The 25,406-nt window shown below is 64.5% G+C and carries 24 protein-coding genes; 10 read left to right on the top strand and 14 right to left on the bottom strand.

What is annotated here, in order from left to right:
* Nucleotides 1-88: 88 nt before the first annotated feature.
* From ileS to murJ, 3 genes are all read right to left on the bottom strand, one after another.
* Nucleotides 89-3,067, bottom strand: a complete 2,979-nt coding sequence (gene ileS, locus HOP03_00670; protein ID NOT86676.1) for an isoleucine--tRNA ligase — start codon at nt 3,065-3,067, stop codon at nt 89-91.
* Complete coding sequence (locus HOP03_00675; protein NOT86677.1) at nt 3,064-4,014, bottom strand: bifunctional riboflavin kinase/FAD synthetase; 951 nt, start codon at nt 4,012-4,014, stop codon at nt 3,064-3,066. The genes ileS and HOP03_00675 overlap by 4 nt, the downstream gene beginning before the upstream one ends.
* An 86-nt stretch (nt 4,015-4,100) precedes the next feature.
* Nucleotides 4,101-5,660, bottom strand: coding sequence for a murein biosynthesis integral membrane protein MurJ (gene murJ, locus HOP03_00680; GenBank protein ID NOT86678.1), 1,560 nt, complete (start codon nt 5,658-5,660; stop codon nt 4,101-4,103).
* Nucleotides 5,661-5,872: 212 nt separating this feature from the next.
* Here murJ and rpsT point away from each other — a divergent pair, with 212 nt between their 5' ends.
* Nucleotides 5,873-6,142, top strand: coding sequence for a 30S ribosomal protein S20 (gene rpsT, locus HOP03_00685; GenBank protein ID NOT86679.1), 270 nt, complete (start codon nt 5,873-5,875; stop codon nt 6,140-6,142).
* Between the two features lie 94 nt (nt 6,143-6,236).
* On the opposite strand, the gene obgE is transcribed toward rpsT, so the two are convergent.
* The 3 genes from obgE to rplU all read right to left on the bottom strand — a co-directional run bounded on the left by obgE (nt 6,237) and on the right by rplU (nt 8,032).
* Nucleotides 6,237-7,313: a GTPase ObgE gene (obgE, locus tag HOP03_00690; GenBank protein ID NOT86680.1), complete on the bottom strand. Its 1,077-nt coding sequence runs from the start codon at nt 7,311-7,313 to the stop codon at nt 6,237-6,239.
* 137 nt (nt 7,314-7,450) lie between these two features.
* Complete coding sequence (gene rpmA / locus HOP03_00695) at nt 7,451-7,702, bottom strand: 50S ribosomal protein L27 (GenBank protein ID NOT86681.1); 252 nt, start codon at nt 7,700-7,702, stop codon at nt 7,451-7,453.
* A 12-nt stretch (nt 7,703-7,714) separates the two neighbouring features.
* A complete protein-coding gene (gene rplU, locus HOP03_00700; protein ID NOT86682.1) occupies nt 7,715-8,032 on the bottom strand; it encodes a 50S ribosomal protein L21 in 318 nt (105 codons plus the stop codon).
* A gap of 740 nt (nt 8,033-8,772) precedes the next feature.
* Here rplU and HOP03_00705 point away from each other — a divergent pair.
* The 4 genes from HOP03_00705 to HOP03_00720 all read left to right on the top strand — a co-directional run bounded on the left by HOP03_00705 (nt 8,773) and on the right by HOP03_00720 (nt 15,468).
* On the top strand, nt 8,773-10,809 hold the full coding sequence (locus tag HOP03_00705) for a S8 family serine peptidase (GenBank protein ID NOT86683.1): 2,037 nt from the start codon (nt 8,773-8,775) through the stop codon (nt 10,807-10,809).
* Nucleotides 10,810-10,923: 114 nt separating this feature from the next.
* Nucleotides 10,924-11,799 carry an OmpA family protein gene (locus HOP03_00710; protein NOT86684.1) on the top strand — a complete coding sequence of 292 codons (876 nt, stop codon included), beginning with the start codon at nt 10,924-10,926 and terminating at the stop codon, nt 11,797-11,799.
* A gap of 160 nt (nt 11,800-11,959) precedes the next feature.
* Nucleotides 11,960-15,004 (top strand): excinuclease ABC subunit UvrA, encoded by a 3,045-nt coding sequence (gene uvrA, locus HOP03_00715; GenBank protein NOT86685.1) that lies wholly within the window; start codon nt 11,960-11,962, stop codon nt 15,002-15,004.
* On the top strand, nt 15,001-15,468 hold the full coding sequence (locus HOP03_00720; protein NOT86686.1) for an acyl-CoA thioesterase: 468 nt from the start codon (nt 15,001-15,003) through the stop codon (nt 15,466-15,468). Before uvrA ends, HOP03_00720 begins: the two co-directional genes overlap by 4 nt.
* 33 nt (nt 15,469-15,501) lie before the next feature.
* On the opposite strand, the gene HOP03_00725 is transcribed toward HOP03_00720, so the two are convergent.
* Together HOP03_00725 and HOP03_00730 are read right to left on the bottom strand one after the other, a co-directional pair.
* Complete coding sequence (locus HOP03_00725) at nt 15,502-15,909, bottom strand: DUF1311 domain-containing protein (GenBank protein NOT86687.1); 408 nt, start codon at nt 15,907-15,909, stop codon at nt 15,502-15,504.
* A 1-nt stretch (nt 15,910) separates the two neighbouring features.
* The gene (locus HOP03_00730; GenBank protein ID NOT86688.1) at nt 15,911-16,372 is read right to left on the bottom strand and encodes a copper chaperone PCu(A)C; all 462 of its coding nucleotides are present in this window, start codon (nt 16,370-16,372) and stop codon (nt 15,911-15,913) included.
* 49 nt (nt 16,373-16,421) lie between these two features.
* Between HOP03_00730 and HOP03_00735 the strand changes: the two genes are divergently transcribed.
* Complete coding sequence (locus HOP03_00735; GenBank protein NOT86689.1) at nt 16,422-17,219, top strand: enoyl-CoA hydratase/isomerase family protein; 798 nt, start codon at nt 16,422-16,424, stop codon at nt 17,217-17,219.
* 47 nt (nt 17,220-17,266) lie between these two features.
* Here HOP03_00735 and arsC read toward each other — a convergent pair whose 3' ends face one another.
* The 5 genes from arsC to HOP03_00760 form a co-directional block, all read right to left on the bottom strand.
* Nucleotides 17,267-17,686, bottom strand: coding sequence for an arsenate reductase (glutaredoxin) (gene arsC / locus HOP03_00740; protein ID NOT86690.1), 420 nt, complete (start codon nt 17,684-17,686; stop codon nt 17,267-17,269).
* A gap of 84 nt (nt 17,687-17,770) precedes the next feature.
* Entirely contained in the window at nt 17,771-18,631 is an 861-nt protein-coding gene (locus HOP03_00745) for a sulfurtransferase (GenBank protein ID NOT86691.1), read from the bottom strand.
* Nucleotides 18,628-19,254: a CoA pyrophosphatase gene (locus tag HOP03_00750; GenBank protein NOT86692.1), complete on the bottom strand. Its 627-nt coding sequence runs from the start codon at nt 19,252-19,254 to the stop codon at nt 18,628-18,630. The genes HOP03_00745 and HOP03_00750 overlap by 4 nt, the downstream gene beginning before the upstream one ends.
* Nucleotides 19,251-19,463: a DUF1289 domain-containing protein gene (locus HOP03_00755; GenBank protein NOT86693.1), complete on the bottom strand. Its 213-nt coding sequence runs from the start codon at nt 19,461-19,463 to the stop codon at nt 19,251-19,253. The genes HOP03_00750 and HOP03_00755 overlap by 4 nt, the downstream gene beginning before the upstream one ends.
* A gap of 104 nt (nt 19,464-19,567) precedes the next feature.
* A complete protein-coding gene (locus HOP03_00760; protein NOT86694.1) occupies nt 19,568-20,323 on the bottom strand; it encodes an FKBP-type peptidyl-prolyl cis-trans isomerase in 756 nt (251 codons plus the stop codon).
* A 207-nt stretch (nt 20,324-20,530) separates the two neighbouring features.
* Here HOP03_00760 and HOP03_00765 point away from each other — a divergent pair, with 207 nt between their 5' ends.
* From HOP03_00765 to nth, 3 genes are read left to right on the top strand one after another with little or no spacing between them, the layout of a single operon-like run.
* The gene (locus HOP03_00765; protein ID NOT86695.1) at nt 20,531-21,358 is read left to right on the top strand and encodes an enoyl-CoA hydratase; all 828 of its coding nucleotides are present in this window, start codon (nt 20,531-20,533) and stop codon (nt 21,356-21,358) included.
* A 17-nt stretch (nt 21,359-21,375) separates the two neighbouring features.
* Nucleotides 21,376-21,738 (top strand): hypothetical protein, encoded by a 363-nt coding sequence (locus tag HOP03_00770; protein ID NOT86696.1) that lies wholly within the window; start codon nt 21,376-21,378, stop codon nt 21,736-21,738.
* Nucleotides 21,739-21,743: 5 nt separating this feature from the next.
* Complete coding sequence (gene nth, locus HOP03_00775; GenBank protein ID NOT86697.1) at nt 21,744-22,430, top strand: endonuclease III; 687 nt, start codon at nt 21,744-21,746, stop codon at nt 22,428-22,430.
* A 69-nt stretch (nt 22,431-22,499) separates the two neighbouring features.
* Here the strand turns inward: nth and HOP03_00780 are convergent, their stop codons facing one another.
* Nucleotides 22,500-23,798, bottom strand: coding sequence for a porin (locus HOP03_00780; GenBank protein NOT86698.1), 1,299 nt, complete (start codon nt 23,796-23,798; stop codon nt 22,500-22,502).
* A gap of 439 nt (nt 23,799-24,237) precedes the next feature.
* Here HOP03_00780 and pstS point away from each other — a divergent pair, with 439 nt between their 5' ends.
* Nucleotides 24,238-25,257, top strand: coding sequence for a phosphate ABC transporter substrate-binding protein PstS (gene pstS / locus HOP03_00785; GenBank protein ID NOT86699.1), 1,020 nt, complete (start codon nt 24,238-24,240; stop codon nt 25,255-25,257).
* Nucleotides 25,258-25,406: the final 149 nt, after the last annotated feature.

Raw genomic sequence — 25,406 nt, forward strand, 5'->3', positions numbered from 1 at the left:
CAGTGACTTCAAGGTGCGGAGAGCAAAGACGCTGGATCCCCGCCTGCGCGGGGATGACAATCAAAGTCAAAGAACCGAATCAAGAGCATCAGAACCACTTCCTTTCTTCTCCCGGACCTTCGACGTTGCTCACGCAGCGACCGCAGATCTCGGGGTGATCGGCGTGCGAGCCGACATCGTCGCGGTGGTGCCAGCAGCGAATGCATTTGGGCTTGGCACTGACGATCGCTGAAACCGCATCGACACCCTGCACCACCGTTACGTCGCCACTGATGAAGAAGAATCGCAATTCATCGGCAAGCGGCGACAGCCAAACGAAGTCTTCAGCACCGCAGTGGATCGTGATTTCGGCATCGAGCGCGGCACCGATCTCGCCGCTGGCGCGCATCGGCTCCAGCGTCTTCGCGACCTGTTCGCGCAGCGCGAGCAGACGGTCAAAACTTTCGGCCATCCCGATACGATTAGGATAATGAACTTTATCAATTGCTGGCTGCTCACTAACTCCTAAACGATCAGCAGATATCGTACGCATCACTTCGTCGAATATCTCAGCGATTGGTCGCTCATTAGCGTGCAAACGGTTGCTGTCTTTTATAGGCGCCAAACCGTCGTACCACGTCGCGAACAGCACGTTCTCTTCGTGTTCGCCCGGCAGGTGCTGCCACATTTCGTCGGCGGTGAAGCTGAGGATCGGCGCGACCCAGCGCACGAAGGCTTCGCTGATGCGGTACATCGCGCTCTGCGCGCTGCGACGGCCGCGCGAATCCTCGCGCATCGTGTACAGGCGGTCCTTGGTCACGTCGAGATACAGCGACCCGAGGTCGACGCTGCAGAAATTGATCAGCGCCTGCACGATCTCGGCGAAATTGTAGCGCCGATAGGCGTTCGCGATCTGGTGCTGCAGCGCATCGGCGCGATGCACGATCCAGCGATCGAGCGCCAGCATGTCCTCGTGCGCGACCAGATGCACCGCCGGGTCGAAGCCGTGCAGATTGCCGAGGAGAAAGCGCGCGGTGTTGCGCAGGCGACGGTAAACGTCGGCATTGCGCTTGAGGATTTCCTGCGACAGCGTCATCTCGTTGGTGTAGTCGGCCGAGGCGATCCACAGGCGCAGGATGTCGGCGCCCAGGGTCTTCATGATGTCCTGCGGATCGATACCGTTGCCGAGCGACTTCGACATCTTGCGGCCGTGTTGATCGACCGTGAATCCATGCGTGAGGCACTGCCGGTATGGCGCGGCCTTGTCGATCGCGACACCGGTCAGCAACGCGCTCTGGAACCAGCCGCGATGCTGGTCGGAGCCTTCCAGATACAGATCGGCCGGCTTGCGCAGGCCATCCTGTGGCCGCTGCGCAAGCACGCAGTCGTGGGTGACGCCCGAGTCGAACCACACGTCGAGAATATCGGTGACCTTGTCGTAATCGCCCGCCAATTCACCGAGCAGATCGGCGGCGTCCAGCGCGTACCACGCGTCGACGCCTTCTCGTTCGACGCGTTCGGCGACCTGGCGCATCAGCGCCGGAGAATTCGGATGCGGTTCGCCGGTTTCGCGATGCACGAACAGCGCGATCGGCACCCCCCAGGTGCGCTGACGCGAGATGGTCCAATCCGGACGACCATCGATCATGCCGGCGATGCGCGCCTCGCCCCATCCGGGGAACCACTCGACCTGCTTGATCGCGTCCAGCGCGTCATCGCGAAGATTCGCCTGGGTCATCGAGACGAACCACTGCGGCGTGGCGCGGAACGCCACCGGCTTGTGATGCCGCCAACAGTGCGGATAGCTGTGGCGGATATCGTGGTGCGCCAACAGCGCGCCGATGCCGCGCAGCGCTTCGACGATGACCTCGTTGGCCTTCCAGATGTGCATGCCCGCGAGCACGATCTCGCCCAGCGGCGGCGTCGACGGCAGATACACGCCGCGACCATCGACCGGGTTGAGCTGCGCAGCCGTGTATTGCTCGACCAGGCCGTATTTCAGGCCGACCGCGAAGTCTTCCTGACCGTGGCCGGGCGCGGTATGCACCGCACCGGTGCCGTCTTCGGCGGACACGTGGTCGCCCAGGATCAGCGGGATATCGCGTTCCGCGTAGAAGGGATGCGCCAACACGATGCTTTCGAGCGCCTCACCGTGCGCACGACCCAGCACAGTCATATCTTCGACGCCGTAGCGCTGCAGCGCTTTGGCAACCAGCCCTTCAGCGAGCACCAGCAGCTGACGTTTGCCTTCGCGCGCCGGGCCTTCGACCAGCGCATATTCCAGATCCGGGCCCAGCGATACCGCCAGCGATGCCGGCAGCGTCCACGGCGTCGTGGTCCAGATCGGCACGGCGACAGAGACATCATCGTCGATGCCGACGCCGAACTTCGCCGCCAGCGCACGCGGATCGCGCGCGGCATAGGCCACATCCACTGCGGGCGACTGTTTGTCTTCGTATTCGATCTCGGCTTCGGCCAGCGCCGATCCGCAGTCGAAGCACCAGTACACCGGTTTCACGCCGCGCAGCAGATGACCGTTCTCGATGACTTTCGCCAGCGCGCGCATTTCGTTGGCTTCGAACGCGAAGTCGAGCGTGCGGTACGGGTTTTCCCAGTCGCCAAGCACCCCAAGACGCTTGAAATCGCGACGCTGGATGTCGATCTGTTCGTTCGCGTACTCGCGACACTTCGCGCGGAATTCCGCTGCATCGAGCTTCACGCCGACCTTGCCGTGCTTTTTCTCGACCGCCAGTTCGATCGGCAGACCGTGACAGTCCCAACCCGGCACATACGGCGCATCGAAGCCGGCCATCGTCTTCGATTTGACGATGATGTCCTTGAGGATCTTGTTGACCGCGTGACCGAGATGGATCGAACCGTTGGCATACGGCGGGCCGTCGTGCAGCACGAATGTCGGCCGGCCTCTGGCTTTCTCGCGCAGTTGCATGTACAGCCGCTCGCGCTCCCAGCGCGCCAACGTGTCGGGCTCACGCTTCGGCAGATCGCCGCGCATCGGGAATTCCGTAGCCGGCAGGTGGATCGTGGCTTTGTATCGCTGGTTGTCTGCAATGCTGTCTTGATCGCTCACGCGGGCACTCGTTCGGTCGTGTTCATCAGGATATGCCGCGCCTGCGCTGCGTCGCGGTCCATCTGCACGACCAGGGTCGGCAGATCAGGGAATTTCTCCTCGTCGCGCAGGCGCGCGACGAATTCGATCTCGATCAGCTTGCCGTAGAGATCACCGTCGAAATCGAACAGATGCGCCTCCAGCAGCGGTTCCTTGCCGTCCACGGTGGGACGCGTGCCGAAACTCGAGACCGACGGCCACGGCTTGGCGCCCACACCATGCACCCGGGTCGCGTAGATGCCGCGCAACGCAGGCGTCTTGTTGGCGAAGCGGAGGTTTGCGGTCGGATAACCGAGCGTCCGGCCGAGTTGTTTACCGTGCACCACTCGACCGGCGATCGAATAGGGCTTGCCGAGCAATCGCGTCGCCGTGGCGAAATCGCCGCTCTGCAGCGCCGCGCGGATGCGGGTGCTGGACACCGGCATGCCGTCGATTTCGACCGGCGCGATGGTATCGGCGGAGAATCCAAGTTCGCCGCCCATCTTCCGGAGCAGATCGAGATTGCCGGCACGCGCGCGACCGAAACGGAAATCAGGGCCGACCCAGATTTCGCACGCCCGCAGCCGTGCGACCAGCAGTCGCTGGGCGAAATCCTCGGACGACATGCTGGCCAGCGCCGCGTTGAAACGCAGCAAGCCGACCCGATCGATCCCCAGCGAAGCCAATGCTGTCAGCTTCATGCGCGGCAACTGAAGGCGCGGCGGCGGCGTATCGCCGGCGAAGAATTCGCGCGGCAAGGGCTCGAAACTCAGCGCGACCGCAGGCACATCCAACGCACGGGCGCGCGCGACCGCATGGCCCACCAGTGCGCGATGGCCGATGTGCAGGCCGTCGAAGGCGCCGATACAGACCACGCTGCCGTCCGGGCACAGCGGCCTGCCGTCGAGGTCGCGGAACAATTCAGTCATCCGGGTCCGTACTGTCCGGCCGGAGGCGCGGACAGCCAAAGTTCAATGAATTCCAAAGTATAGCGAGACGCGACAGATTCTGGCCTCTAATGACGCAGGTCGCGCGGCCTCAATCCCATCGCGATCAAGGCGACACCGTAAGCCAGCGCCCCCGCAGCGACGACCGCCAGCAGCCAGCCAACCCGATGCCAAGGGCTGGCGATGGCGGTCCAGTCGCCGACCCTATACGAGATCGCAAGCACCGCCGCCGTCATCGCGACACAGCCGCTCGCGATCCTCAACAGATGTTTGCCCCAGCCCGGCTGCGGTCTCAGCAGACCGTCGCGACGCAGGTATCGCCACAGCAGCCAGGCGTTGAAGATCCCGGCCAGCCCTGTGGCCAGCGCGATCCCGCCGTGCGCGCCATCGATCTTGTTCAGCCACAGCGGCAAGGTGAACGCGATCGTCATCACCACGTTGGCGATGACGGTGTAGATCGCCGCGCGCATCGGGGTCCTGGTGTCCTGGCGGGCGTAGAACGCGGGCGAGAGCACCTTGCTGAGCATGAACGCAGGAATGCCGATGCTCATCGCGCTGAGGCTGATCGCCGCCATCCGCGTGTCGTGCGCGGTGAATTTGCCGCCCTGATAGACCACCGAAGTCAGCGGCTCCGCCAGCAGCAACAGCCCCAGCGCGGCCGGCACGCCGACCAGCAGCGCCAACCGCAGGCCCCAGTCGAGCGCGGCCGAATAACCCTCGGCATCGGTCGCCGCATGGCGACGGGAGAGATGCGGCAGGATCACCGTTCCGATCGCCACCCCGAACAGCCCCAGCGGGAATTCGACCAGTCGGTCGGACAGGTACAGCCAGGTCTGGCTGCCGGTCGCGAGTACCGAAGCGAAGATCGTCCCGACCAGCAGGTTCAACTGCGCCACCGAGGACGAGAACAGCGTCGGCACCATCAGTTTGGCAACCCGGCGTACATCCGGATGCTTGAATCCGGGCTTCAGCCTGGGCCGCAGCCCCAATCGGCCCAATGCAGGCCATAGCACCATCAGCTGCAGGATGCCGGCCGCCAGGACCCCCCAGGCCAGCGCTTTCGCGGGCACTTCGAAATGTGGCGCCAACCACAGCATCGCCGAGATCACGGTGAGGTTGTGCAGCACCGGGGTCACTGCCGGCAGCGCGAACTTGCCGAAGCTGTTCAGCACCGAAGCCACGAGCGCCATCATCGAGATGAACACGAGGTACGGGAACGTGATCCGCAGCATCTGCACGATCAGGGCGAATTTCTCGGGTTCGTCCATGGAGCCGGGCGCGAACATGGCGGCAATCAGGGAGGCGGCCAGCATGCCGATCCCGGAAACCACGAACACCACCGAAAACAGGGCCCCGGCCATCCGGTCGACGAATTCCTTCAGCGCCGCCTGGTCGCCGCGTTCGCGGATCTCGTTCAGCACCGGCACGAACGCCATCTGCATGGAACCTTCGGCGAAGATCCGGCGCAGATAATTCGGGATACGGTAGGCGATGACGAAGGCGTCCATCGCAGCCGAACTGCCGAAGATGCGGGACTGCAGGGCATCGCGGGCGAAGCCGGCGATGCGCGACAGCAGGGTCATGGCGCTGAAGATCGAAGTCGACCTCAGTAGCCCGCCTCGGGACACCTCCTTGGGGCCGGGAGCGCTCATGACCGCCCCTCTTGTCCAAGCCAGTTGACCCAACCCACTGAATCGCCCATAATTTTCTGTCTAGCTGTCCGCATAGCGGCGGCCTGCCCTCTCAATGCATGCTGCTTTCTCGATTCACGCGACTTGGCAGCGAAAGAACCGCTCGGTTCCACACCTCCCGACCCAACCGATAACCCCAGGATTCCATCGTGGCCAACATCAAGTCCGCCAAGAAGCGCGCCAAGCAGACCGTCGTGCGCAACGCGCGCAATACCGCTCAGCGCTCCATGCTCCGCACCGCCGTCAAGAAAGTGCTGAAAGCTCTCGAAGCCAACGACGCTGCCGGCGCCGAAGCCGCTTTCGCCGTCGCCCAGCCGATTCTCGACCGCTTCAGCGCGCGCGGGCTGATCCACAAGAACAAGGCTGCGCGTCACAAGAGCCGCCTGACGGCACGCATCAAGGCCATCAAGGCCGCCTGATCCAGGCACTGCGTCCGCATCAAAAAACCCGGCTGCGGCCGGGTTTTTTATTGCACACGCAGCGCGAGCCGGCGCCTGCGACGCAACTCCGGCTTCAATCCGCATCGGTCTTGCCCGCCGCCTCGGCTTCGGCATCCGCTTCGAGCTGTTCCTCTCTCATGCGATCGAAAAAGCTCTGGATTTCGAGCATGATCGGCCAAGTGCCTTCGCGCGACAGCGCCGACACCAGGAACCACGGCTGGGTCCAGCCGAGTTCCGCGACGACCTGTTGGGCCAACGCGCGCGCTTCGTCCTCGAACATCAGGTCGGCTTTGTTCAACACCAGCCAACGCGGTTTTTCGAGCATCGCGGGATCGTATTTCTGCAGTTCGTGTTCGATTGCACGCACCTGCTCGGCCGGCGTCGCTTCCACGCCACCTTCCATCGGCACCATATCGACCAGATGCAGCAACAAGCGCGTGCGCTGGACATGGCGCAGGAACAGGCTGCCCAGACCGGCACCGTCGGCAGCGCCTTCGATCAGGCCCGGGATATCGGCGATCACGAAGCTGCGGTACTGCTCGACGCTGACCACGCCCAGATTCGGATACAGCGTGGTGAACGGATAATCCGCGACCTTCGGCGTCGCCGCCGATACCGCTCGGATGAAAGTGCTCTTGCCGGCATTCGGGAAGCCCAGCAGGCCAACATCGGCCAACAGCTTCAATTCCAGCTTGAGCCTGCGCTCTTCGCCCGGCAGCCCCGGCAGCGCTTTGCGCGGCGAGCGGTTCACCGAGCTCTTGAAATGCATGTTGCCAAGGCCGCCCTTGCCGCCCTGCGCGACCAGCAGGCGCTGGCCGTGGCGGGTCAGGTCGCCGATGGTCTCATCGGTCTCGACGTTGATGATCACGGTACCGACCGGCACGGTGATGGCCAGGTCTTCGCCGCCTTTGCCGTACCGCTGGCTGCCCATGCCGTTCTCGCCGCGCTGGGCGCGGAACGCGCGCTGGTGGCGGAAATCGACCAGTGTGTTGAGGTTTTCGTCGGCTTCGATCCAGACGCTGCCGCCGGCACCACCATCGCCGCCGTCCGGACCACCGAGCGGAATGAATTTTTCGCGCCGGAAACCGACGCAGCCGTTGCCGCCGTTGCCGGCAGTGACGTTGATTTCGGCTTCGTCGACGAGTTTCATGGCGTTCCGCTGGTGGTTGACGCGATTCTGACAGTCAGATTCTGACAGCGATCGGTGAAGTCTGGGAGAAGCGACCGTACGGGCTCACAAACGAAAAGCCCCGCCGAAGCGGGGCCTCTCGCGAATAGGTACGGCGATCAGACAACGCTGACCGTGCGACGTTTCTTCAGACCCTTGACCGAGAACTCGACCTTGCCGTCGACCAGCGCGAACAGCGTGTGGTCGCGGCCGAGGCCGACGCCCGAACCCGGGTGGAACTGGGTACCGCGCTGACGGACGATGATGTTGCCGGCATCGACGGCCTGGCCGCCGAACAGCTTCACGCCGAGATATTTCGGGTTGGAGTCGCGGCCGTTGCGCGAGGAACCTACGCCCTTTTTATGTGCCATGGCGGCTTCTCCTTACTTGTTGCCACCGGCAATGCCGGTGATCTGGATTTCGGTGTAATGCTGGCGATGGCCCATCTGCTTGCGATGGTGCTTACGACGGCGGAATTTGACGATGCGGATCTTGTCGGCGCGGCCGTGGCCGATCACCGTCGCGGTCACGCTGGCGCCCTTGAGCGCGTCGCCGAGAGTCACGCCCTCGCCGTCGCCCAGCATCAAAACATTGTCGAATGTGATCTCGCTGCCGGCTTCGGCTTCGAGCAGCTCGACGCGGAGCGTCTCGCCTTGCATCACGCGGTATTGCTTACCGCCTGTGACCAGAACTGCGTACATGAACGGGATTCCTCTGTAGTTATTGGATGGAACATGTCTCACTTGCAACCGTCCAAGCGGACGGAAAGAGGCGGGATTTTAATGACTTGCGGGAGCCATCGCAAGCTTTGGCCCGGCACGGAAACGATTGGCCCGGCGCTTGAGGGCCGAAATGGCCGCTGCCGGCGGCGGAAGACGTACGAAAGCACGAGATCCCCCTCTCGTTTCCACTGTCTGCGGGCACTTGGTTCCTGCCCCGTGGAGGCACTTGTCACAGACGGTGCGTGAGGATAGCCTCAGTTCAGGTTTGCAAGAGGCTGTGCGGCAGCACAGGGGCGGCTGCTGGCGTATTCCCATATGCCGCAGTGATCGCAGCCGCTTTCACGGCCGTTTTCAATGCAATCGCGTACAGGGAGATTGAATTTCGATGCTTTCGAGTCATTCCGAAGCCTTCGGGGGGGCGTTCGCCTCCACAGGGTTCTCAAGCCGGGCCTGCAGCGCGCGGACGACAAATACGCCACACAGATCGTGGCAGCCCATTTCAACCGCTCGCAGGCGCCGCGCCGCGCTCGCAGCCATCCGATGAGTCCTCGGGTCGCCGGCGCTCGCCGACACCCCTCCATCCTGTCCCGCAGTCGGAAGTCATCACCACAGGGGGACGGTTCCAACGCCGTCGGTACATCGTCGGCTTATCCAGTAGGTCCGCTTCAACGACGTCTGCCCGATTTGTGCAGGCACCATGCATGAAGGAGCTGTGCAACATGATTCGACCCCAAAAACACAATGCCCTGAAACTCACCGCACTCGCCATTGCCGCAGCCGCTATCGTCGCCCCCGTGGCGTGGTCGGGTAGCCGGGTGCCGATCGTCGACAAGACGTCGGTAGCCACCCGCGCGGCCTCTCAGGAAGAGTTGTCCGACCGCTTCATCGTCACCTATGCCGGCAATACGCGTTCCACTGCAGCGACCCGTCAGGCGACGTTCGCCAATGCTTCGACGGCCCTCGGCTACAACGTGCGCGGTGCCCGCGTCCTGTCCACAGGCGCGCAGCTCATCCGTACCAGCACCAAGCTCGACCTCGCCGCCTCCAAGCAGCTGATGATCGAGATCATGAAAGACCCGAACGTGATTGCGGTCGAGGCGGACGTCCGGGTGAAGCGTCTGTTCGTGCCGAACGACACGCTGTACGCACAACAGTGGCACTACAAGAACGGCGCTGGCGGCATCAATGCCGAGCCGGCATGGGACATCACCAAGGGCGCCGGCACCGTGGTCGCCGTGCTCGACACCGGCATCACCCCGCACACCGAGTTCGCGGGCCAGCTGGTCCCGGGTTACGACTTCATCGCTGATATCCCGACCGCTGCCGACGGCGATGGTCGCGACGCCGACCCGAACGATCCGGGCGATTACGACTACTACTACGACAGCAGCTGGCACGGCACCCATGTCGCCGGCACCATCGGCGCCAAGACCGACAACGGCGCCGGTACGGCTGGCGTAGCACCCGATGCCAAGATCCTGCCCGTGCGCGTGCTCGGCGTGGGCGGCGGTTATACCTCCGACATCCTCGACGCGATCACCTGGTCTTCGGGCGGCACTGTCGCTGGCGTGCCCGCCAATGCCAATCCGGCCGAAGTGATCAATCTCAGCCTCGGCGGCGGCGGCGCTTGCAGCACGGCATGGCAGACGGCCATCGACGCAGCAGTCGCCCGCGGTACGACGATCGTCGTTGCTGCCGGCAACTCCGGTGGCGATGCCCAGAACCTGACGCCCGCGAGCTGCAACAACGTGATCGCGGTTTCGGCGGTCGGCCCGACCGGCACCAAGGCTTCGTATTCGAGCTACGGCCCCGTTGTCGATGTCGCCGCACCCGGTGGCAGCGGCTTCAACCCCGCGGCAGACAATATCCTGTCGACCTACAACCTCGGTCTCACCACCCAGGGCGCTGAAGGCTACGCTTGGAATGCCGGCACCTCGATGGCGGCTCCGCACGTTGCCGGTATCGTGGCGCTGATCCAGTCGGCCTCGGCAACGCCGAAGACCCCGGCGCAGGTGAAGAAGATCCTCGAGAACACCGCCTATGCCAATGGTGGATTCCCGGGTGGTTGCAGCTACGCCGTGCCCTGCGGTACCGGTATCGTCGATGCCCATGCCGCCGTGCTGGTCGCCAACGGCACCAACCCGCTGCCGGCCGATCCGCCGCCTGCACCGCCGCCGCCGCCGGCCATCGAGCTGCAGAATGGCGTCGCCGTTACCGGTATCAGCGTCGCTTCTGGCGCATGGGTCCGCTATCAGCTGGAAGTGCCGAACGGCGCCAGCCATCTGCTGCTGGCCACGTACGGCGGCACGGGCGATGGCGACATGTACGTCCGTCGCGCCTCCGAGCCGACCACCAGCCTGTACGACTGCCGTCCGTTCCGCTTCGGCAACGACGAAACCTGCTTCTTCCCGGCGCCGCAGAGCGGCACCTGGTACGTGTACATCCGTGGCTTCAGCGCTGCAGCGGGCATCTCGCTGTACCCCAGCTTTGTCGACGCGAACTACCCGTACAAGCAGGCCGCCACGGCCGAACAACTGGCCAATCACCGGACCAAAGTGACGCTCACCTGGCAGCACGGCAAGAAGCAGGTGGACATCTACCGCAATGGCCTGATCTACAACAGCCGTCGCAACGCCTACACCTTCACCGACAACTTCCGGATCGTCGGCACCGGCACCATGACGTACAAGATCTGCAACCAGGGCACCGCCGAGTGCTCGAACGACGTCTCGGTCACCTACACGTCGGCCAAGTAAGCGCTACAGGCAAGACCTGCGACACCGCAACACCCTCCCCCTGCCGCGCGCAGGGGGAGGTTTCCGGCAACCGGCCGGACAATCCCCTCATTCATTTTTCCTCGCGAGAATCCGATGGCAGATTCGTTCTTTTCCCGTTCCGGTCATATCCGCAGCTTGCTGCTGATCCTGCTCGCGACGGTTGCCATCGCTGCCTGCGACCGCGCACCAGCGCCGGCCCCCAAAGCGCCGACCATCGAACGCGAACCCTTCGATGCGATGCTGAGCGTGGTCGACAACAGCAGCCGGATCCGTTTCGACGGCACCGTCGACAACGCCGCGACGAAAACCAAGATCGAACAGGCGTTGCTCGCTGCCTACGGCCCCAACCGCGCGGGCGGCGACATCCTGATGGACAACGTGGCACGCCCGGCACCATGGCTGCCGGGGCTTGCGGAATTCATGAAAGCCTTCTCGACGGTCACCAGCGCCGCCGTGAGCTTCGAAGGCGATACCGTCGTGCTCAGCGGCAATCCCAGCCTCGACCAGCGTCGCGCGCTCCGCGCAGCGGCCGAACAGGCATTCCCCGGCGCGCGTCTGCAGGGACTGTTCGAACTGCCGGCGGACCCCGCCGCGATGCCGGCGAAGCTCTCGCCTGAAGCTCTGGCCAAGAGCCTGAACCAGATGCCCGTGCAATTCAAACCCGGCAGCGGGGAGGTCAGCAACGACAGTCTTGCCCTGGTCGTCCAGGCCGCCGATGCCATCCGCAGCGCGCCTGCGGGAACACGGCTACTGATCGTCGGCCCCGTGGTCGCAACGGCCGATACCGGCAACGACATGTTCCTGTCCAAGCAGCGCGCAGAAGCATTGAAGGTGCAGCTGATCCTGAACGGCATCAGCCCGGCGGTCATCGACACCCGAGGCTGGGGGCAAAACACCGACGGCACGCCGGTGGAGGGCGCCGTTCTGCCACCGGAAGGCGCAGCGATGAGATTCGAACTGGTGAGATGATCGGATCTTGAACGGTTCGGCCATGCAGGCGGAACCGCATCTTCCGTGGATTTGCTCTGGCCGGGGCGGCTGGTTACGCTTGCGGATTGCCCACGCGTCGCCCGTTACCACTTCCGGGAGCGCATCGGCATCCCCTTAAGCCAGGACCTCTCCCCGCACCATGGCCATGGACACCATCCGCATCCGCGGAGCGCGTACCCACAATCTGAAGAACATCGATCTCGATCTGCCGCGCGACAAGTTGATCGTGATCACCGGCTTGTCCGGTTCGGGCAAATCGTCGCTGGCGTTCGACACCATCTACGCCGAAGGCCAACGCCGCTACGTCGAGTCGCTGTCGGCGTACGCGCGCCAGTTCCTGAGCGTGATGGAGAAGCCCGATGTCGATCACATCGAAGGGCTCAGTCCTGCGATTTCGATCGAACAGAAATCGACCTCGCACAATCCGCGTTCGACCGTCGGCACCATCACCGAAATCTACGACTACCTGCGCCTGCTGTACGCGCGCGTGGGCTCGCCGCGCTGCCCGGACCATCATTTCCCGCTCGAAGCGCAGACCGTCAGCCAGATGGTCGACCAGGTACTTGCCCTCGGCAACGACGGCAAGACCCGCGAGCAGCGCTACATGCTGCTGGCGCCGGTGATCCGCGAACGCAAGGGCGAGCACGCGCAGGTGTTCGAGCAGTTGCGTGCGCAGGGCTACGTCCGTGTCCGCGTGGACGGCGTGCTGCATGAAATCGACGCGGTACCGCCGCTGACGTTGCGCCAGAAACACACCATCGAAGCGGTGATCGATCGCTTCAAGCCACGCGACGATCTGAAGCAACGCCTCGCCGAATCCTTCGAGACCGCGCTGAAGCTTGGCGACGGCATGGCGATGGTGCAGTCGCTCGACGACGCCAACGCCGCACCGCTGCTGTTCTCGTCGAAATACAGTTGTCCGGTCTGCGACTACTCGCTGCCGGAACTGGAACCGCGGCTGTTCTCGTTCAACTCGCCGGTCGGCGCCTGCCCGAGTTGCGATGGCCTGGGCGTGAGCCAGTTCTTCGACCCGACGCGCGTCGTCGTGCATCCGGAACTGTCGCTGGCCGCAGGCGCGGTGCGCGGTTGGGACCGCCGCAACGTCTACTACTTCCAACTGTTGCAATCGCTGGCCAAGCACTACGGCTTCAGCGTCGATACGCACTGGAACGAACTCGAAGCCACCACCCAGCACGCGGTCCTGCACGGCAGCGGCAACGAAGTCATCGCCTTCAGCTACCTCACCGACACCGGCGGTCGCACCCAGCGCAAACACAAGTTCGAAGGCATCATTCCGAACCTGGAGCGCCGCTACCGCGAAACCGAATCGGCGGCGGTCCGCGAAGAACTGTCGAAGTACATCAGCGAACGCCCCTGCCCCGACTGCAGCGGCGCGCGCCTGAATCGCGCCGCGCGCAATGTCTTCATCGCCGACCGCGCATTGCCGTCGATCGTGATCCTGCCGATCGATGAAACGCTGGATTTCTTCAGCGCACTCGCCCTGCCCGGCTGGCGCGGCGAGATCGCGACCAAGATCGTCAAGGAAATCCGCGAACGCCTGAACTTCCTGGTCGATGTCGGCCTCGATTACCTGACCCTCGAACGAAAAGCCGACACGCTGTCCGGCGGCGAAGCGCAGCGTATCCGCCTGGCCTCGCAGATCGGCGCGGGTCTGGTCGGCGTGATGTACGTGCTCGACGAACCATCCATCGGCCTGCACCAGCGCGACAACGAGCGCCTGCTCGGCACACTCACGCGCCTGCGCGATCTGGGCAACACCGTGATCGTGGTCGAACACGACGAAGACGCGATCCGACTCGCCGACCATGTCGTCGATATCGGCCCGGGCGCAGGCGTGCACGGCGGCGAAGTCGTCGCTCAGGGCAGCTTCGACGATCTGCTGAAGGCGCCGCGCTCGATCACCGGCCAGTACCTCAGCGGCAAGCGGCGCATCGAGATTCCCGCGCATCGCCACAAACCCAATCCCAAGATGAAGCTCACGCTGCGCGGCGCGTCGGGCAACAATCTCAAGAACGTCGATCTGACTCTGCACGCGGGACTGTTCACTGCGGTCACAGGGGTGTCCGGCTCGGGCAAATCGACGCTGATCAACGACACGCTGTATTCACTGGCCGCAAACGAGATCAACGGCGCCTCGCACAAGCCGGCGCCGTACCGCGAAGTGAAAGGACTGGATCTGTTCGACAAGGTCGTCGACATCGACCAGTCGCCGATCGGACGCACCCCGCGCAGCAATCCGGCGACCTACACCGGCCTGTTCACGCCGCTGCGCGAACTGTTCGCGCAGGTACCCGAAGCGCGCGCACGCGGCTATTCGCCCGGGCGTTTCAGCTTCAACGTGCGTGGCGGACGTTGCGAAGCCTGCCAGGGCGACGGTCTGATCAAAGTGGAGATGCACTTCCTGCCCGACGTCTACGTGCCCTGCGATGTCTGCCACGGCAAACGCTACAACCGCGAGACGCTGGAAATCCTCTACAAGGGCTGCAGCATCCGCGATGTGCTGGAAATGACGGTCGAGGATGCGCTGAAACTGTTCGAGCCCGTGCCGTCGATCGCGCGCAAACTCGAGACGCTGGTGGATGTGGGCCTGAGTTACATCCGTCTTGGCCAACCGGCGACCACGTTGTCCGGCGGCGAGGCGCAGCGCGTGAAACTGTCGAAGGAACTGTCGCGCCGCGACACCGGGCGCACGCTGTACATCCTCGACGAGCCGACCACCGGCCTGCATTTCCACGACATCGAGCATCTGCTGACGGTGTTGCACAAGCTGCGCGACGAAGGCAACACCATCGTCGTGATCGAGCACAACCTGGATGTAATCAAGACCGCCGACTGGGTGATCGATCTCGGTCCCGAAGGCGGTCATCGCGGCGGCGAGATCATCGCCGAAGGCACGCCCGAGGAACTGGTCGCCGTCGAGGCATCGCACACCGGACGCTTCCTTGCGCACGTGCTCGATCCGACGCAGGCTGCGCGCAAGACCACCGCGTCGAAAGCGTCGATGATCTCGAAGGACGAGCGCGCGCTGCCGCCCAGGAAAACGAAAACACCAGCCAAGGCCCCCGTCAAGACGACTGCCAAGGCCGCTGGCAAACCCATCGGCAACACCCGCGCCAAAGCCGGTACCACCACCAAAACCAAACCCCGGAAAAAGCAGGCATGAGCCAGCGTTCCCAAACCGACGCCGATCGGAACGGGGAGTCGCCCACGATCCTGTTCCGCATGCCGCTCGATCTGCGCTGGCGCGATCTCGACGCGTTCAATCACGTCAACAACGCCAATTTCATGACCTATGTGGAAGAGGCGCGGATCCGCTGGTTCGAAAGCACGGGCAGCGACTGGCTGTCCAACGGTCGCATCCCGCTGCTGGCTTCGGTACAGATGAACTACCGGCTGCCGATCCCCTATCCGGCGCGCGTGTTCGTCGAACTGTTGACCGAACGCATCGGCAACTCCAGCCTCACGCTCGGCCACCGCATCATCGGCGAAGACGATCGCCTGTACGCCGATGGCCACTCCGTGCTGGTCTGGATCGAGCTGGCCAACGGTCGCCCGGTGCCATTGCCGGATGCGGTACGCGCGGCGGCATGCGTCAAGGAAAAACGAACGCCGCGTGAAACACCCTGACGCGGTGCGCTTGTACGATGGAACGGCGAGGGCTCAGTCTCCCGGATCGAATCCGTCCAGCGCCACCTTGATGGTCGCAACCCGACCACGATCGAGATCCACTTCGCATGCGTAGCGTCGATCGCTGACGTCATCGCTGCCGACGGCGCTGGAAACCTGCAATGCGCAATGCGCCTGTCGATAGGCGCGATAAGCGACGCGATCCTGCTCGAACAATGCCAGGGACCGGCGAACAACCGCGGGACCCTGCTCCCAGAGCGTGATCCGCGAGCGGAGCTGCCCCTCGATGCGTTCGACTTCGCCTCTGCTCTTGATCGCGTGCGTTTCCAGGCATGCGCGCTGTCCGGGATCCGTTTCATCGCCTGCGCAATCGCCTGCCGCAAAGGAAACCTGTGCCTGCGCGCACGAGAACAACGCAGCAAAGACCACGAACGCACGCATCTCAAAGTTCCGGCTTGCGCACCTCGAACTCGCCAAGCAGCGTGCCGCCGCCGGCCAATTCGAACTCGACCACGATCCTGCTGCCCGCCTTGAGCGCCGCACCCGGACGCATCAGCATCAGGTGCATGCCACCCGGCCGGAGGATTGCGGCCCCATCCGGTGCGACGCGCAGGGATGGCACCGGGCGCATTTTGCTGACGCCGTCGACGACCCGGGTTTCGTGCAGCTCGACGCTTGCGAATGAAGGGCTGCGCGCGGACAGGATCGTCGCCGGCGTCGAGCAGTGATTCACGATCCGGCCGAAGCCGGCCATCGTCGGCATCGATTTCATCGACATGCCGCTGGGCGGCATCCGGACCCATCCCTCGCGCACCTGCGGACGACAGTCGCGCGCGGCGACCGGCGCCGACAGGACCATGGCGAAAACGACAGCAGCAGCGAGGCGGTAGGCAAATGCGTTCATGCGCCTATGATAAAGCCTCCCGACCGAATCTCTGGACGCGATGACCGCAATGACCGACACAACCGCAACCCGGCCCGCCCTGGTACAGATCGAGGACTTCGGTGCGATCCGCTGTCTGCGCCTGGCGCGGCCACCGGTCAACGCCCTCGACCCGGACTTGTGCCGCGCACTGATCGCCGCGCTGGAGAGCGCCTACCACGACGGTGTACGGGGCGTGGTCCTGGCCGGCAGTCCGAAGATCTTCTCCGCCGGACTCGATGTGCCTTACCTGCTGTCGCTGGGCGACGACCGCCGTGCGGTGCTGGAATGCTGGCAGGCTTTTTTCGGCGTCGCGCGCCTGCTCGCGGAATCCCGCATACCGGTGGTCGCCGCGCTCACCGGACACTCGCCGGCCGGCGGCTGCGTGCTGGCGTTGTGCTGCGATTACCGGGTCATGGCGCGCAGCGCCGATCCGGCGCGTCCGTTCGCGCTGGGACTGAACGAAACCCAGGTCGGCCTGGTGGTGCCGGAAGGCATCCAGCGCCTGATGCGTCGCGTGGTCGGCGAGTATCGTGCGGAGCGCCTGCTGATCGCAGGCGAGATGGTGCCGGCCGAACGCGCACTGGAGATCGGTCTGGTCGACGAACTGGTCGATGTCGATCACGTCGTACCGCGTGCGTTGGCGTGGCTGGAAGCGCTGCTCAAGCTGCCGCATCAGCCCATGCTGCAGACGCGCGCCATCGCCCGAGCGGCGGTGGTGGAAGCGCTGTCGCCGGAGACCATCGATCTGGAGCGCTTCGTGCAGCAGTGGTGGGAGCCGGAAACGCAGGCGGCGCTCAATGCGCTCGTGGCGAGGCTGAAGAAGTGAGTCCGCAAAAGTAGCGCGTTGAAACAGCGCGGTGCGGGTGCGCGAGTTCAGCGCACCCGCACACCGTTCGCGTCGATCACCACTTCGCCATCCTCTTTGGCGAACGGCTTGTCGCAGGATGGCAGGATGTCCAGAACGACTTCCGAAGGCCTGCACAGGCGAACGCCGACCGGTGTGATCACGAACGGACGGTTGATCAGGATCGGGTGGGCAAGCATCGCATCGAGCAACTCGTCGTCCGCCAACGTCGGAACGTCGAGGCCGAGTTCGAGGTAAGGCGTGCCTTTCTCGCGGATCGCCTCCCTCACGGTCAAACCGGCGGCAGCGATGGTTTCGGCCAACACCTGTTTCGATGGCGGCGTGTCCACATAATCGACCACCTTCGGTTCGATGCCGACATGCCGGATCAATGCGAGCGCATTCCGCGACGTACCGCAGGCAGGGTTGTGCCAGATGTCGACCGGCATCAGTGCGTTGGGCATGCTGTCGAGCAAACGATCATCGATGCGGCTGTCGTCGACTTGCATTTCGATCTCCCTGCTTCTTTGGATTCAATCGCTGGTCGCGACGGGCCGCGACGGATCTTCGATCCAGCCGCTCCACGAACCGGTGAACAGGCGCGCGCCGGGCAAGCCGGCATGCGTCATCGCCAGGAGATGATGGCAAGCGGTCACGCCGGAACCGCACATCGCGATGAGCCGCTGCGGATCGCGTCCGTCGAGGAGTTCGACGAATTCCTGCGCGAGCTGCGCGGCCGATTTGAAGCGGCCTTCGCTGAGGTTGGACGCATACGGGCGATTGTTCGCGCCCGGCACATGACCAGCGACGGGATCGATGGGCTCGACTTCGCCGCGAAATCGTTCCGGAGCCCGCGCATCGAGCAGCAGATCGCCGGCCGCAAGGCGCTGCGCAATCACTTCCGCACCGAGCAGGCGATCCTGATCGAACGCGCTGCGGTAGTGCGTCGGGGAGATCGCGGGCGTTGCCCGATCGGCGGGTAAACCCAGCGCGGACCAGCGTGCCCATCCGCCGTCGAGCACCGCGACATCGCGATGCCCCAGCACTTGCAGCAACCACCACAACCGCGCCGCGAACGCGCCGTCGCCGGCATCGTAGGCAACGACCTGCGTCGCGGGCGTCACGCCACAGCGACCCAGCCAATCGCAGAACGCATCGACATCGGGCCACGGGTGTCGACCGGCACCGGCACGATGCGGGCCGGACAGATCGCGATCGAGATGCGCGTACTGCGCCCCGGGCAGATGCGACTCGCGCCAGGCGGCTTCGCCTGCCGCAGTGTCGATCAGCGCGAACCGGCAGTCGAAGATCCTCAGATCGTCGGAACCGGGACGCCCAGCCAGCGACTCGGCATCGACCAGCGTCGTCCAGCGGTTCCGGCTCGTATCGTTCATGGGTTCCCTGCCTGCGCCAGCCGTTCGCGGAGATTGAACAATATGGAGGCGGTCACGCCCCAGATCCGCTGATGCGGGGCCTGCGGTGGCCGGCGGAATTGCAACACGTGACGCGCGCGACCGCGGTATTCGATCGCGACCTGCTCCAGATTGTCCGGATGCATCAGAAAATCGAGGTCGACTTCGAATACTTCCGCCACTTCGCCCGGATCGGGCGTGGCCACGAAATCCGGATCGATCCGTGCGACCACCGGCAACACCCGGAAACCGGTGATGGTGATCAGCGGATCGAGAAAACCCAGCGGCGTCGCGAGCGCGTAATCCAGACCGATTTCCTCGTGCGCTTCGCGCAGCGCGGCGGTGATGACATCGCGGTCTTCGGCTTCGATCCTGCCGCCCGGGAAACTCACCTGGCCGGCATGATGACGCAGACTGTCGGTGCGTCGGGTCAACAACACCCGCAATCCGTTGTCGCGCGGAACCAGACCGACCAGCACCGCAGCCTCGACGGCAGGCGCATCGCCGAGCAGATCGGCCAATTCCTCGAAATTCCAAGGGGCGGCGCACGGCATCGCAGCGAGCGGATGCAGTGCATGGGAGAGCGCGGGGAGTCTCTCCATCATGCGGATGCGTCCTGCAGCGGCAGGCCGGCAGCCAAGCGCGCCTCGCGGGCGGGCAGCACGACATCCATCATGTACAACCGCTCTGTTTTCGACATGGACAGCCAGTCCGCGATTTCGTCGCCGGTTCGGAAACAGCCGTCGCAAAAACCGGCGGGATCGAGCGTGCAGACGCCGATACAGGGAGTGAGAACGGGCTGGACAGTGGTCATGCGTGTAGGGCTGAAAACATCACGCCGGCAGTAGGCCGGCGTGAGGATGGATCGTCCGTACGAAAGTGCCCTGCATGAGGATCCGATAGCGGATCCCCGCAGAATCAATTGCGCGGCTGAGCCGGCGCCGGTGCGGCGACGACCGGACCGACCGTGACCAGCTTGATGTTGAAGAGCACGACCTGGTTGGCCATTTCGCCGGCGCGATCGACCGTGGTGCCGTGCGCGGCGCTGCCCGGCAGGACCACTTCCCAACGTGCGCCGGTGGGCATCATCTGCAGCGCTTCACGCAGGCCCGGCAGCGGAATCTCGCTCAGGCGCACGGTCACCGGACCGGCCGGCTGACCTTCGCTCGGAACGCTGGTATCGGCGACAACGGTGCCGTCCGGCAGCGTGCTCTTGAACTCGACGGTGACCTGATTGGCCTGGGTCGGCTTGGCGCCGTTGCCGGGCTCGATCACGCGGTACTGCACGCCGCTGGCCAGCACCTTGACGCCCGACTTGCCCTTGTTCTGGGCCATGAACGCGTCGCCCTTGGTCTTGTTTTCGGCGGCGCGCTTCTCCAGCTCGGCCTTGGCCTTGGCGACCATGCGGCCCTGAAGGCCCTGCATCGCGGCGCCGAGCTGCTCCGGCGCGACGGCCGGATCTTTGCGACTGGTGGCGTCCTGGAACGCCTTCATCACGGTGGCCATGTCGACCGGTTCGCCGCTGCCGATCACTCGGGCGATGTCGAGGCCAGCGCGATAACCGAGGGCGTAGCTGATTTTGCCCTTCTCGGACGTGGTGTCCTGGGCCGAGGCCGCACCCGCGGTCAAAGCCAGTGCCGCAAGGGTGGCGGCGGCGAGCAGACGCAACTTCATTCAGTAACTCTCCAAGAGTGGATTTGCCGGGAGACTCCGGCATGGAATGGGGCGGCAGGGCCGCCCCGGGGTGGACTCTTCAAACGACAGGCTAGGATACTGTCCGTAGCACTTAACCGCCACTGAGGACGGGCCTCTGACCGGCCCGGATGCGCGCAAGTTCCCGCGTCGCTCCAGGGCGGCACCCTTCCCACGACCGATACCCTCATGACCCCAGACCCCGCAAGCGCACCCGCTCCGACCACCCCGCTTCTGCTGATCGAAGACCGCCCTGTCGAGGGCCACGGCGTGATCCGCCGCATCGCCATCGATCGCCCTGAACGCTTGAACGCACTGAACGCCGCCACCCTGGATGCCCTCCACATCGCCTTCGACGCTGCGGCAGAAGACCCAGCGGTGCGCGTGGTGGTACTGACGGGGAGCGGGCCGAAAGCGTTCGTGGCCGGGGCGGACATCGCCGAAATGAGTGGCCTGAGCCCGGCCGAGGGCCGGGATTTCTCCCTGCGCGGCACCCGGATGATGCGGCGGATGGAGAAAATGCCGAAGCCGGTCATCGCGATGATCAACGGTTTCGCCTTGGGCGGCGGCCTGGAACTGGCGATGGCCTGTCACCTGCGCATCGCTGCCGACACCGCCAAGGTCGGCCAGCCCGAGATCAACCTGGGCCTGATTCCGGGCTTCGGCGGCACCCAGCGGCTGCTGCGTCTTGCCGGCCGCGCCGCGACGCTGGAACTCTGTCTGCTCGGCGCGCCGATCGACGCCACCCGCGCCCTGGCGCTGGGCATCGTGAACCGCGTGGTCCCGGCCGCGGACCTCGAAGCCGACACCATGAAACTTGCGGAACAGCTGGCGACGTCGGCGCCGCTCGCCCTGCGCGGCATGCTCGACTGCGTGAACGTCGGCGGCGAATGCGGCATCGAGGAAGGTCTCGAATACGAAAGCGCGCAGTTCGGCCTGATCTTTTCGACCGACGACATGCGCGAAGGCACGAAGGCGTTCCTCGAACGGCGCAAGCCGGGTTTCAGCGGGCGATGACTTCCTGCCGCGCATGCGTGGACGACACGTTGCATGCGCTCGCCGAAGCGCTTGCGGTGGATGACATCGACCGCGCGCTGACGCTCGGGCTGCTGGATGCGCGGCCGGAAGCGGTCGAAGCGCCATGCGCCGATTGCCGGAAGCGCGCGCAGATCGTGATCGCCGCGCGCGACGAACGTCTGCGCGCGCTGGGCGCGCGGGAGCGCTATCGTGCGCGGCAGGCGCGGCTCTCGGAGCGTGCGGACGCGCGTGCGCGCAAGCGGGCCGGTGCAGCGGTGCGGACCTCGGCGGTCGCGGCGACGTCGGCACTGCCGCCCGCGGTAGCCGCTGCATTGGCGCGCGCGAAAGCGAAAGTCGCCGCGAAGCGACCACCGGAATAGCGACGATGGCGACGAAGAAAACCGCGCGCGCGCCGCGCGGCGGCATGCCGGCCGCCGACATCCGCACGATGTTCGAACGGTTCCGCGAGCTGAATCCGCATCCCACCACCGAGCTCGAGTATTCGTCGCCGTTCGAGCTGCTGGTCGCGGTGATCCTGTCGGCGCAGGCGACCGACGTGAGCGTGAACAAGGCGATGCGACGGCTGTTTCCGGTCGCGAATACGCCGCAGGCGGTCGCCGCGCTCGGCGTCGAAGGCCTGAAGCCTTACATCGCCACCATCGGCCTGTTCAACACGAAAGCCGCGAACGTGATCGCGATGTGCCGGCAATTGCTGGAGATGCACGACGGCGAAGTCCCGCGCATGCGCGCCGCACTCGAAGCGCTGCCAGGCGTCGGCCGCAAGACCGCGAACGTGATCATGAACACCGCCTTCGGCGAACCCACGATGGCGGTCGATACGCACATCTTCCGGGTCGCCAACCGCACCGGACTGGCGCCGGGAAAAACCGTGCTGGCCGTGGAACTCGCACTTCTCGAGCGTATCCCGCCGGTATTCCTCCAGGATGCGCATCACTGGCTCATCCTGCACGGCCGCTACACGTGCAAAGCGCGCAAACCCGAATGCTGGCGATGCCCGGTGCGCGATGTCTGTCGCTTCAAGGAAAAAACCGGCGACACCGGCGGACACTGACTCGCCCGCAGAAAAAAAAGCCCCGGCGAGCCGGGGCTGAAGATGGTCCAGTGGGAGGTTTCGGTTGGGTCAGAACGCGAACTGGGTACGCAGCGCGTACTGGCCGGTTTCGTCGCCGTTGACCTGATTGTCGCCCTGCGTGTAGTTGAACATGAAGCGCAGGTTCGGATTGACGTAGTAATTCACGCCGAACAGCCAGCTGCTGGCTTCGCGGTTGGCGATGTCCTTGTTCTCGATCGTGTCGTAGCGCGCGGTGAGTTCCCACAGGCCGTTGTCGCCGACCTTCGGCGAACCGAACACGCCGGTGGCCGGCTTGTAGGCCTTGTGACCGCCGTTGAGGATCCAGCTGCCCTGTACGTACCACGTGTTCACGTCCTGGTCGCCGCCGGACGGCTGCTCGAAGGTCGACTGCACGTATTCGCTCTGGAAGAACGCCGGGCCGAACGAACCTGCGGCTTCCACGCCGTAGGCGGTGATCTTGTCGCCTGCGGCACCGTTGACGGTGGCGATGGTCTGCGACGGGCCGCGACGGCCGGCGTAGGACACGGCCGCCGATGTCGTGGCCGAACCCGCGTTGAGGTCTTCAACGCTGAACCAGCCGCCGAGGTGCAGCGTGCTGCTCTCGTTGTTGATCGGCGCATAGGTGAAGCGGCCGGCAGCACCGACGCCCTCGTTGCGGACGCCGGCGGCACCACGCAGATTGAACACCGACAGACCTGCGGTGTAATTCGTGCCGGCACGCTGGTAGGCGACACCCTGCTGGAACTGTCGCGCGGTGAACAGGCCGGTGGCCGAGGAGAACGGGCGCTCCATCATCAGGATTTCGTTGGAGCTGGTCAGCTCTTCCATCGAACGATAGGGCTTGAAGTGACCGATGGTGACTTTGCCACCGAACGCATTCTTGGCGATGTACAGGTCGCGCAGGCCATCGAGGTTGGTACCGGCGGCGAAGTCCTGCTCCATCTTGTAATCCCAGCCAAGCGCCTTGCCCGAAAGCGTCAGCCGCGCGCGACGGAACTCGGTGGTACCGGTGGTGCTGGCGATATCGCGATCGAATGCGTATGCATCGAACTGGACGCGGCCACCGACGTTGGCCTCGAACTTGCCATCGGCCGACGTCACCTTGATGCCGCCCTTGGTGTCCACCTTGACCGACTTGTTGGTGATGGTGTCGAGCTGAGTCGCAGTGTCGACGTTGACGTCGGACTGCGCATCGGTACGCTCTTCGAGCGATTCGACCTTCTGCATCAGCTCCGCGATCTGGGCCTTGAGTGTCTCGATCTCACTGTCTCTGGACTGTGCCGATGCGGAAAGGCTGGTGCCGGCAAGGGCTGCGCCGACGGCGATGGCAAGGATGGCATGACGCATGGTGGTGTTCCCGATGGTTGGAGGGTGCAAGCGATGGCTGGAATCGGGCTTTCGCGCCGACGCAAGCGGCGGCGAATTGCGACTGAACCCGTTAAGACGGTGTAAACGGCCGTTAGAGTGCGACCCGAATCTGACACCGGGATGTTCCAGCCATGACGATATTGTGACAGCGCCGCTGATCGCTCTGCAGCATGACTGACTTAATCGGGCATTCCGGCCCTGCCGGGGAACACCGGAAATCAGCATGATGGCGATCCGGATGCGCGCAAGGATTTCCGGAAAATCATGGGGCAAACCGCATCTTCGCCGGGGCTCGCGCCTGCGGACGCGGGATTGTCATATTTTCGTCATCTGTGACACACATCGCTGTCATCCGCCTCCGCTCCAATGTGACGCATTCGGGACACCCCGAACCGCACCCCTCATGAGGAGCACCTCCGTGTTCAAATCGATCAAATCGCAGGCCGTTGCGCTGGTCATCGCCAGCGGCGCCATCTTCAACGCGCAGGCCGCCGACATCACCGGCGCGGGCGCCACCTTCATCTACCCGCTGCTGTCGAAGTGGTCGGCCGACTACTCGCAGGCGACCGGCAACAAGATCAACTACCAGTCGATCGGCTCCGGCGGCGGTATCGCCCAGATCAAGGCCAAGACGGTCGACTTCGGTTCCTCGGACAAGCCGCTGCCCCCGGAAGAGCTGAAAGCGGCGGGTCTGGTCCAGTTCCCGTCCGCGATCGGCGGCGTGGTGCCGGTGGTCAACATCGTGGGCCTCAAGGCCGGCGCGATGAAGTTCGACGGTGCGCTGCTGGCCGATATCTTTCTCGGCAAGATCACGATGTGGAACGATCCGCGCATCGTCGCGCTGAACGGCGGCGTGACCCTGCCGGCGCAGAAGATCACGGTCGTGCATCGTTCGGACGGCTCGGGCACCACCTTCAACTGGGTCAATTATCTGTCCAAGGTCAGCCCGGAGTGGAAGACCGCGGTCGGCGAAGGCACCTCGGTCAAGTGGCCGACCGGCGTGGGCGGCAAGGGCAACGAAGGCGTCGCCGCGTACGTCAAGCAGATCAAGGGCGGCATCGGCTACGTCGAACTGTCCTACGCGCTGCAGAACAAGATGGCCTATGCCCGCGTCAAGAACGCCGCCGGCAACTTCGTGCTGCCCAGCGACGAAACCTTCCAGGCCGCCGCCGCCAGCGCCGACTGGGCGAAGTCGAAGGATTTCTTCCTGGTGATGACCAATGCACCGGGCGCGAACTCGTGGCCGATCGCCGCCACCAACTTCATCCTGATGCAGCGCAAGCCGAAGGATGCGGCGCGCTCGAAGGAAGCCCTCGCGTTCTTCCGCTGGGCCTACGCCAACGGCGACGCGCAGGCCAAAGCGCTCGATTACGTGCCGCTGCCGGAAGCGCTGGTGCAGCAGGTGCAGGCCTATTGGGCCAAAGAACTGAAGTTCTGATCGCGATCCGGGCTGCGGCCCGCAAACCGATGGTTCGATTTCGACACCGACCACGCGCCTCGTGCGCGTGGTCGGCGTTCAGGGCTCCGGCGACCGCAATGTCCATGTCGCAACGCCGATGACATCCACATGACACGCATCCACAACGG

The sequence above is a fragment of the Lysobacter sp. genome (genome assembly GCA_013141175.1).
Lineage (GTDB): Bacteria > Pseudomonadota > Gammaproteobacteria > Xanthomonadales > Xanthomonadaceae > Lysobacter_I.

Excerpts from the sequence above, each read along its gene's own strand:
- HOP03_00675 (NOT86677.1), bottom strand. The coding sequence starts at position 4,014 with ATGACTGAATTGTTCCGCGACCTCGACGGCAGGCCGCTGTGCCCGGAC.
- HOP03_00780 (NOT86698.1), bottom strand. The coding sequence starts at position 23,798 with ATGCGTCATGCCATCCTTGCCATCGCCGTCGGCGCAGCCCTTGCCGGC.
- uvrA (NOT86685.1), top strand. The coding sequence starts at position 11,960 with ATGGCCATGGACACCATCCGCATCCGCGGAGCGCGTACCCACAATCTG.
- HOP03_00735 (NOT86689.1), top strand. The coding sequence starts at position 16,422 with ATGACCGACACAACCGCAACCCGGCCCGCCCTGGTACAGATCGAGGAC.
- nth (NOT86697.1), top strand. The coding sequence starts at position 21,744 with ATGGCGACGAAGAAAACCGCGCGCGCGCCGCGCGGCGGCATGCCGGCC.
- HOP03_00730 (NOT86688.1), bottom strand. The coding sequence starts at position 16,372 with ATGAACGCATTTGCCTACCGCCTCGCTGCTGCTGTCGTTTTCGCCATG.
- HOP03_00720 (NOT86686.1), top strand. The coding sequence starts at position 15,001 with ATGAGCCAGCGTTCCCAAACCGACGCCGATCGGAACGGGGAGTCGCCC.
- HOP03_00765 (NOT86695.1), top strand. The coding sequence starts at position 20,531 with ATGACCCCAGACCCCGCAAGCGCACCCGCTCCGACCACCCCGCTTCTG.
- HOP03_00750 (NOT86692.1), bottom strand. The coding sequence starts at position 19,254 with ATGATGGAGAGACTCCCCGCGCTCTCCCATGCACTGCATCCGCTCGCT.
- rpmA (NOT86681.1), bottom strand. The coding sequence starts at position 7,702 with ATGGCACATAAAAAGGGCGTAGGTTCCTCGCGCAACGGCCGCGACTCC.
- HOP03_00760 (NOT86694.1), bottom strand. The coding sequence starts at position 20,323 with ATGAAGTTGCGTCTGCTCGCCGCCGCCACCCTTGCGGCACTGGCTTTG.
- HOP03_00725 (NOT86687.1), bottom strand. The coding sequence starts at position 15,909 with ATGCGTGCGTTCGTGGTCTTTGCTGCGTTGTTCTCGTGCGCGCAGGCA.
- rplU (NOT86682.1), bottom strand. The coding sequence starts at position 8,032 with ATGTACGCAGTTCTGGTCACAGGCGGTAAGCAATACCGCGTGATGCAA.
- HOP03_00755 (NOT86693.1), bottom strand. The coding sequence starts at position 19,463 with ATGACCACTGTCCAGCCCGTTCTCACTCCCTGTATCGGCGTCTGCACG.
- obgE (NOT86680.1), bottom strand. The coding sequence starts at position 7,313 with ATGAAACTCGTCGACGAAGCCGAAATCAACGTCACTGCCGGCAACGGC.
- HOP03_00705 (NOT86683.1), top strand. The coding sequence starts at position 8,773 with ATGATTCGACCCCAAAAACACAATGCCCTGAAACTCACCGCACTCGCC.
- arsC (NOT86690.1), bottom strand. The coding sequence starts at position 17,686 with ATGCCGGTCGACATCTGGCACAACCCTGCCTGCGGTACGTCGCGGAAT.
- HOP03_00710 (NOT86684.1), top strand. The coding sequence starts at position 10,924 with ATGGCAGATTCGTTCTTTTCCCGTTCCGGTCATATCCGCAGCTTGCTG.
- HOP03_00745 (NOT86691.1), bottom strand. The coding sequence starts at position 18,631 with ATGAACGATACGAGCCGGAACCGCTGGACGACGCTGGTCGATGCCGAG.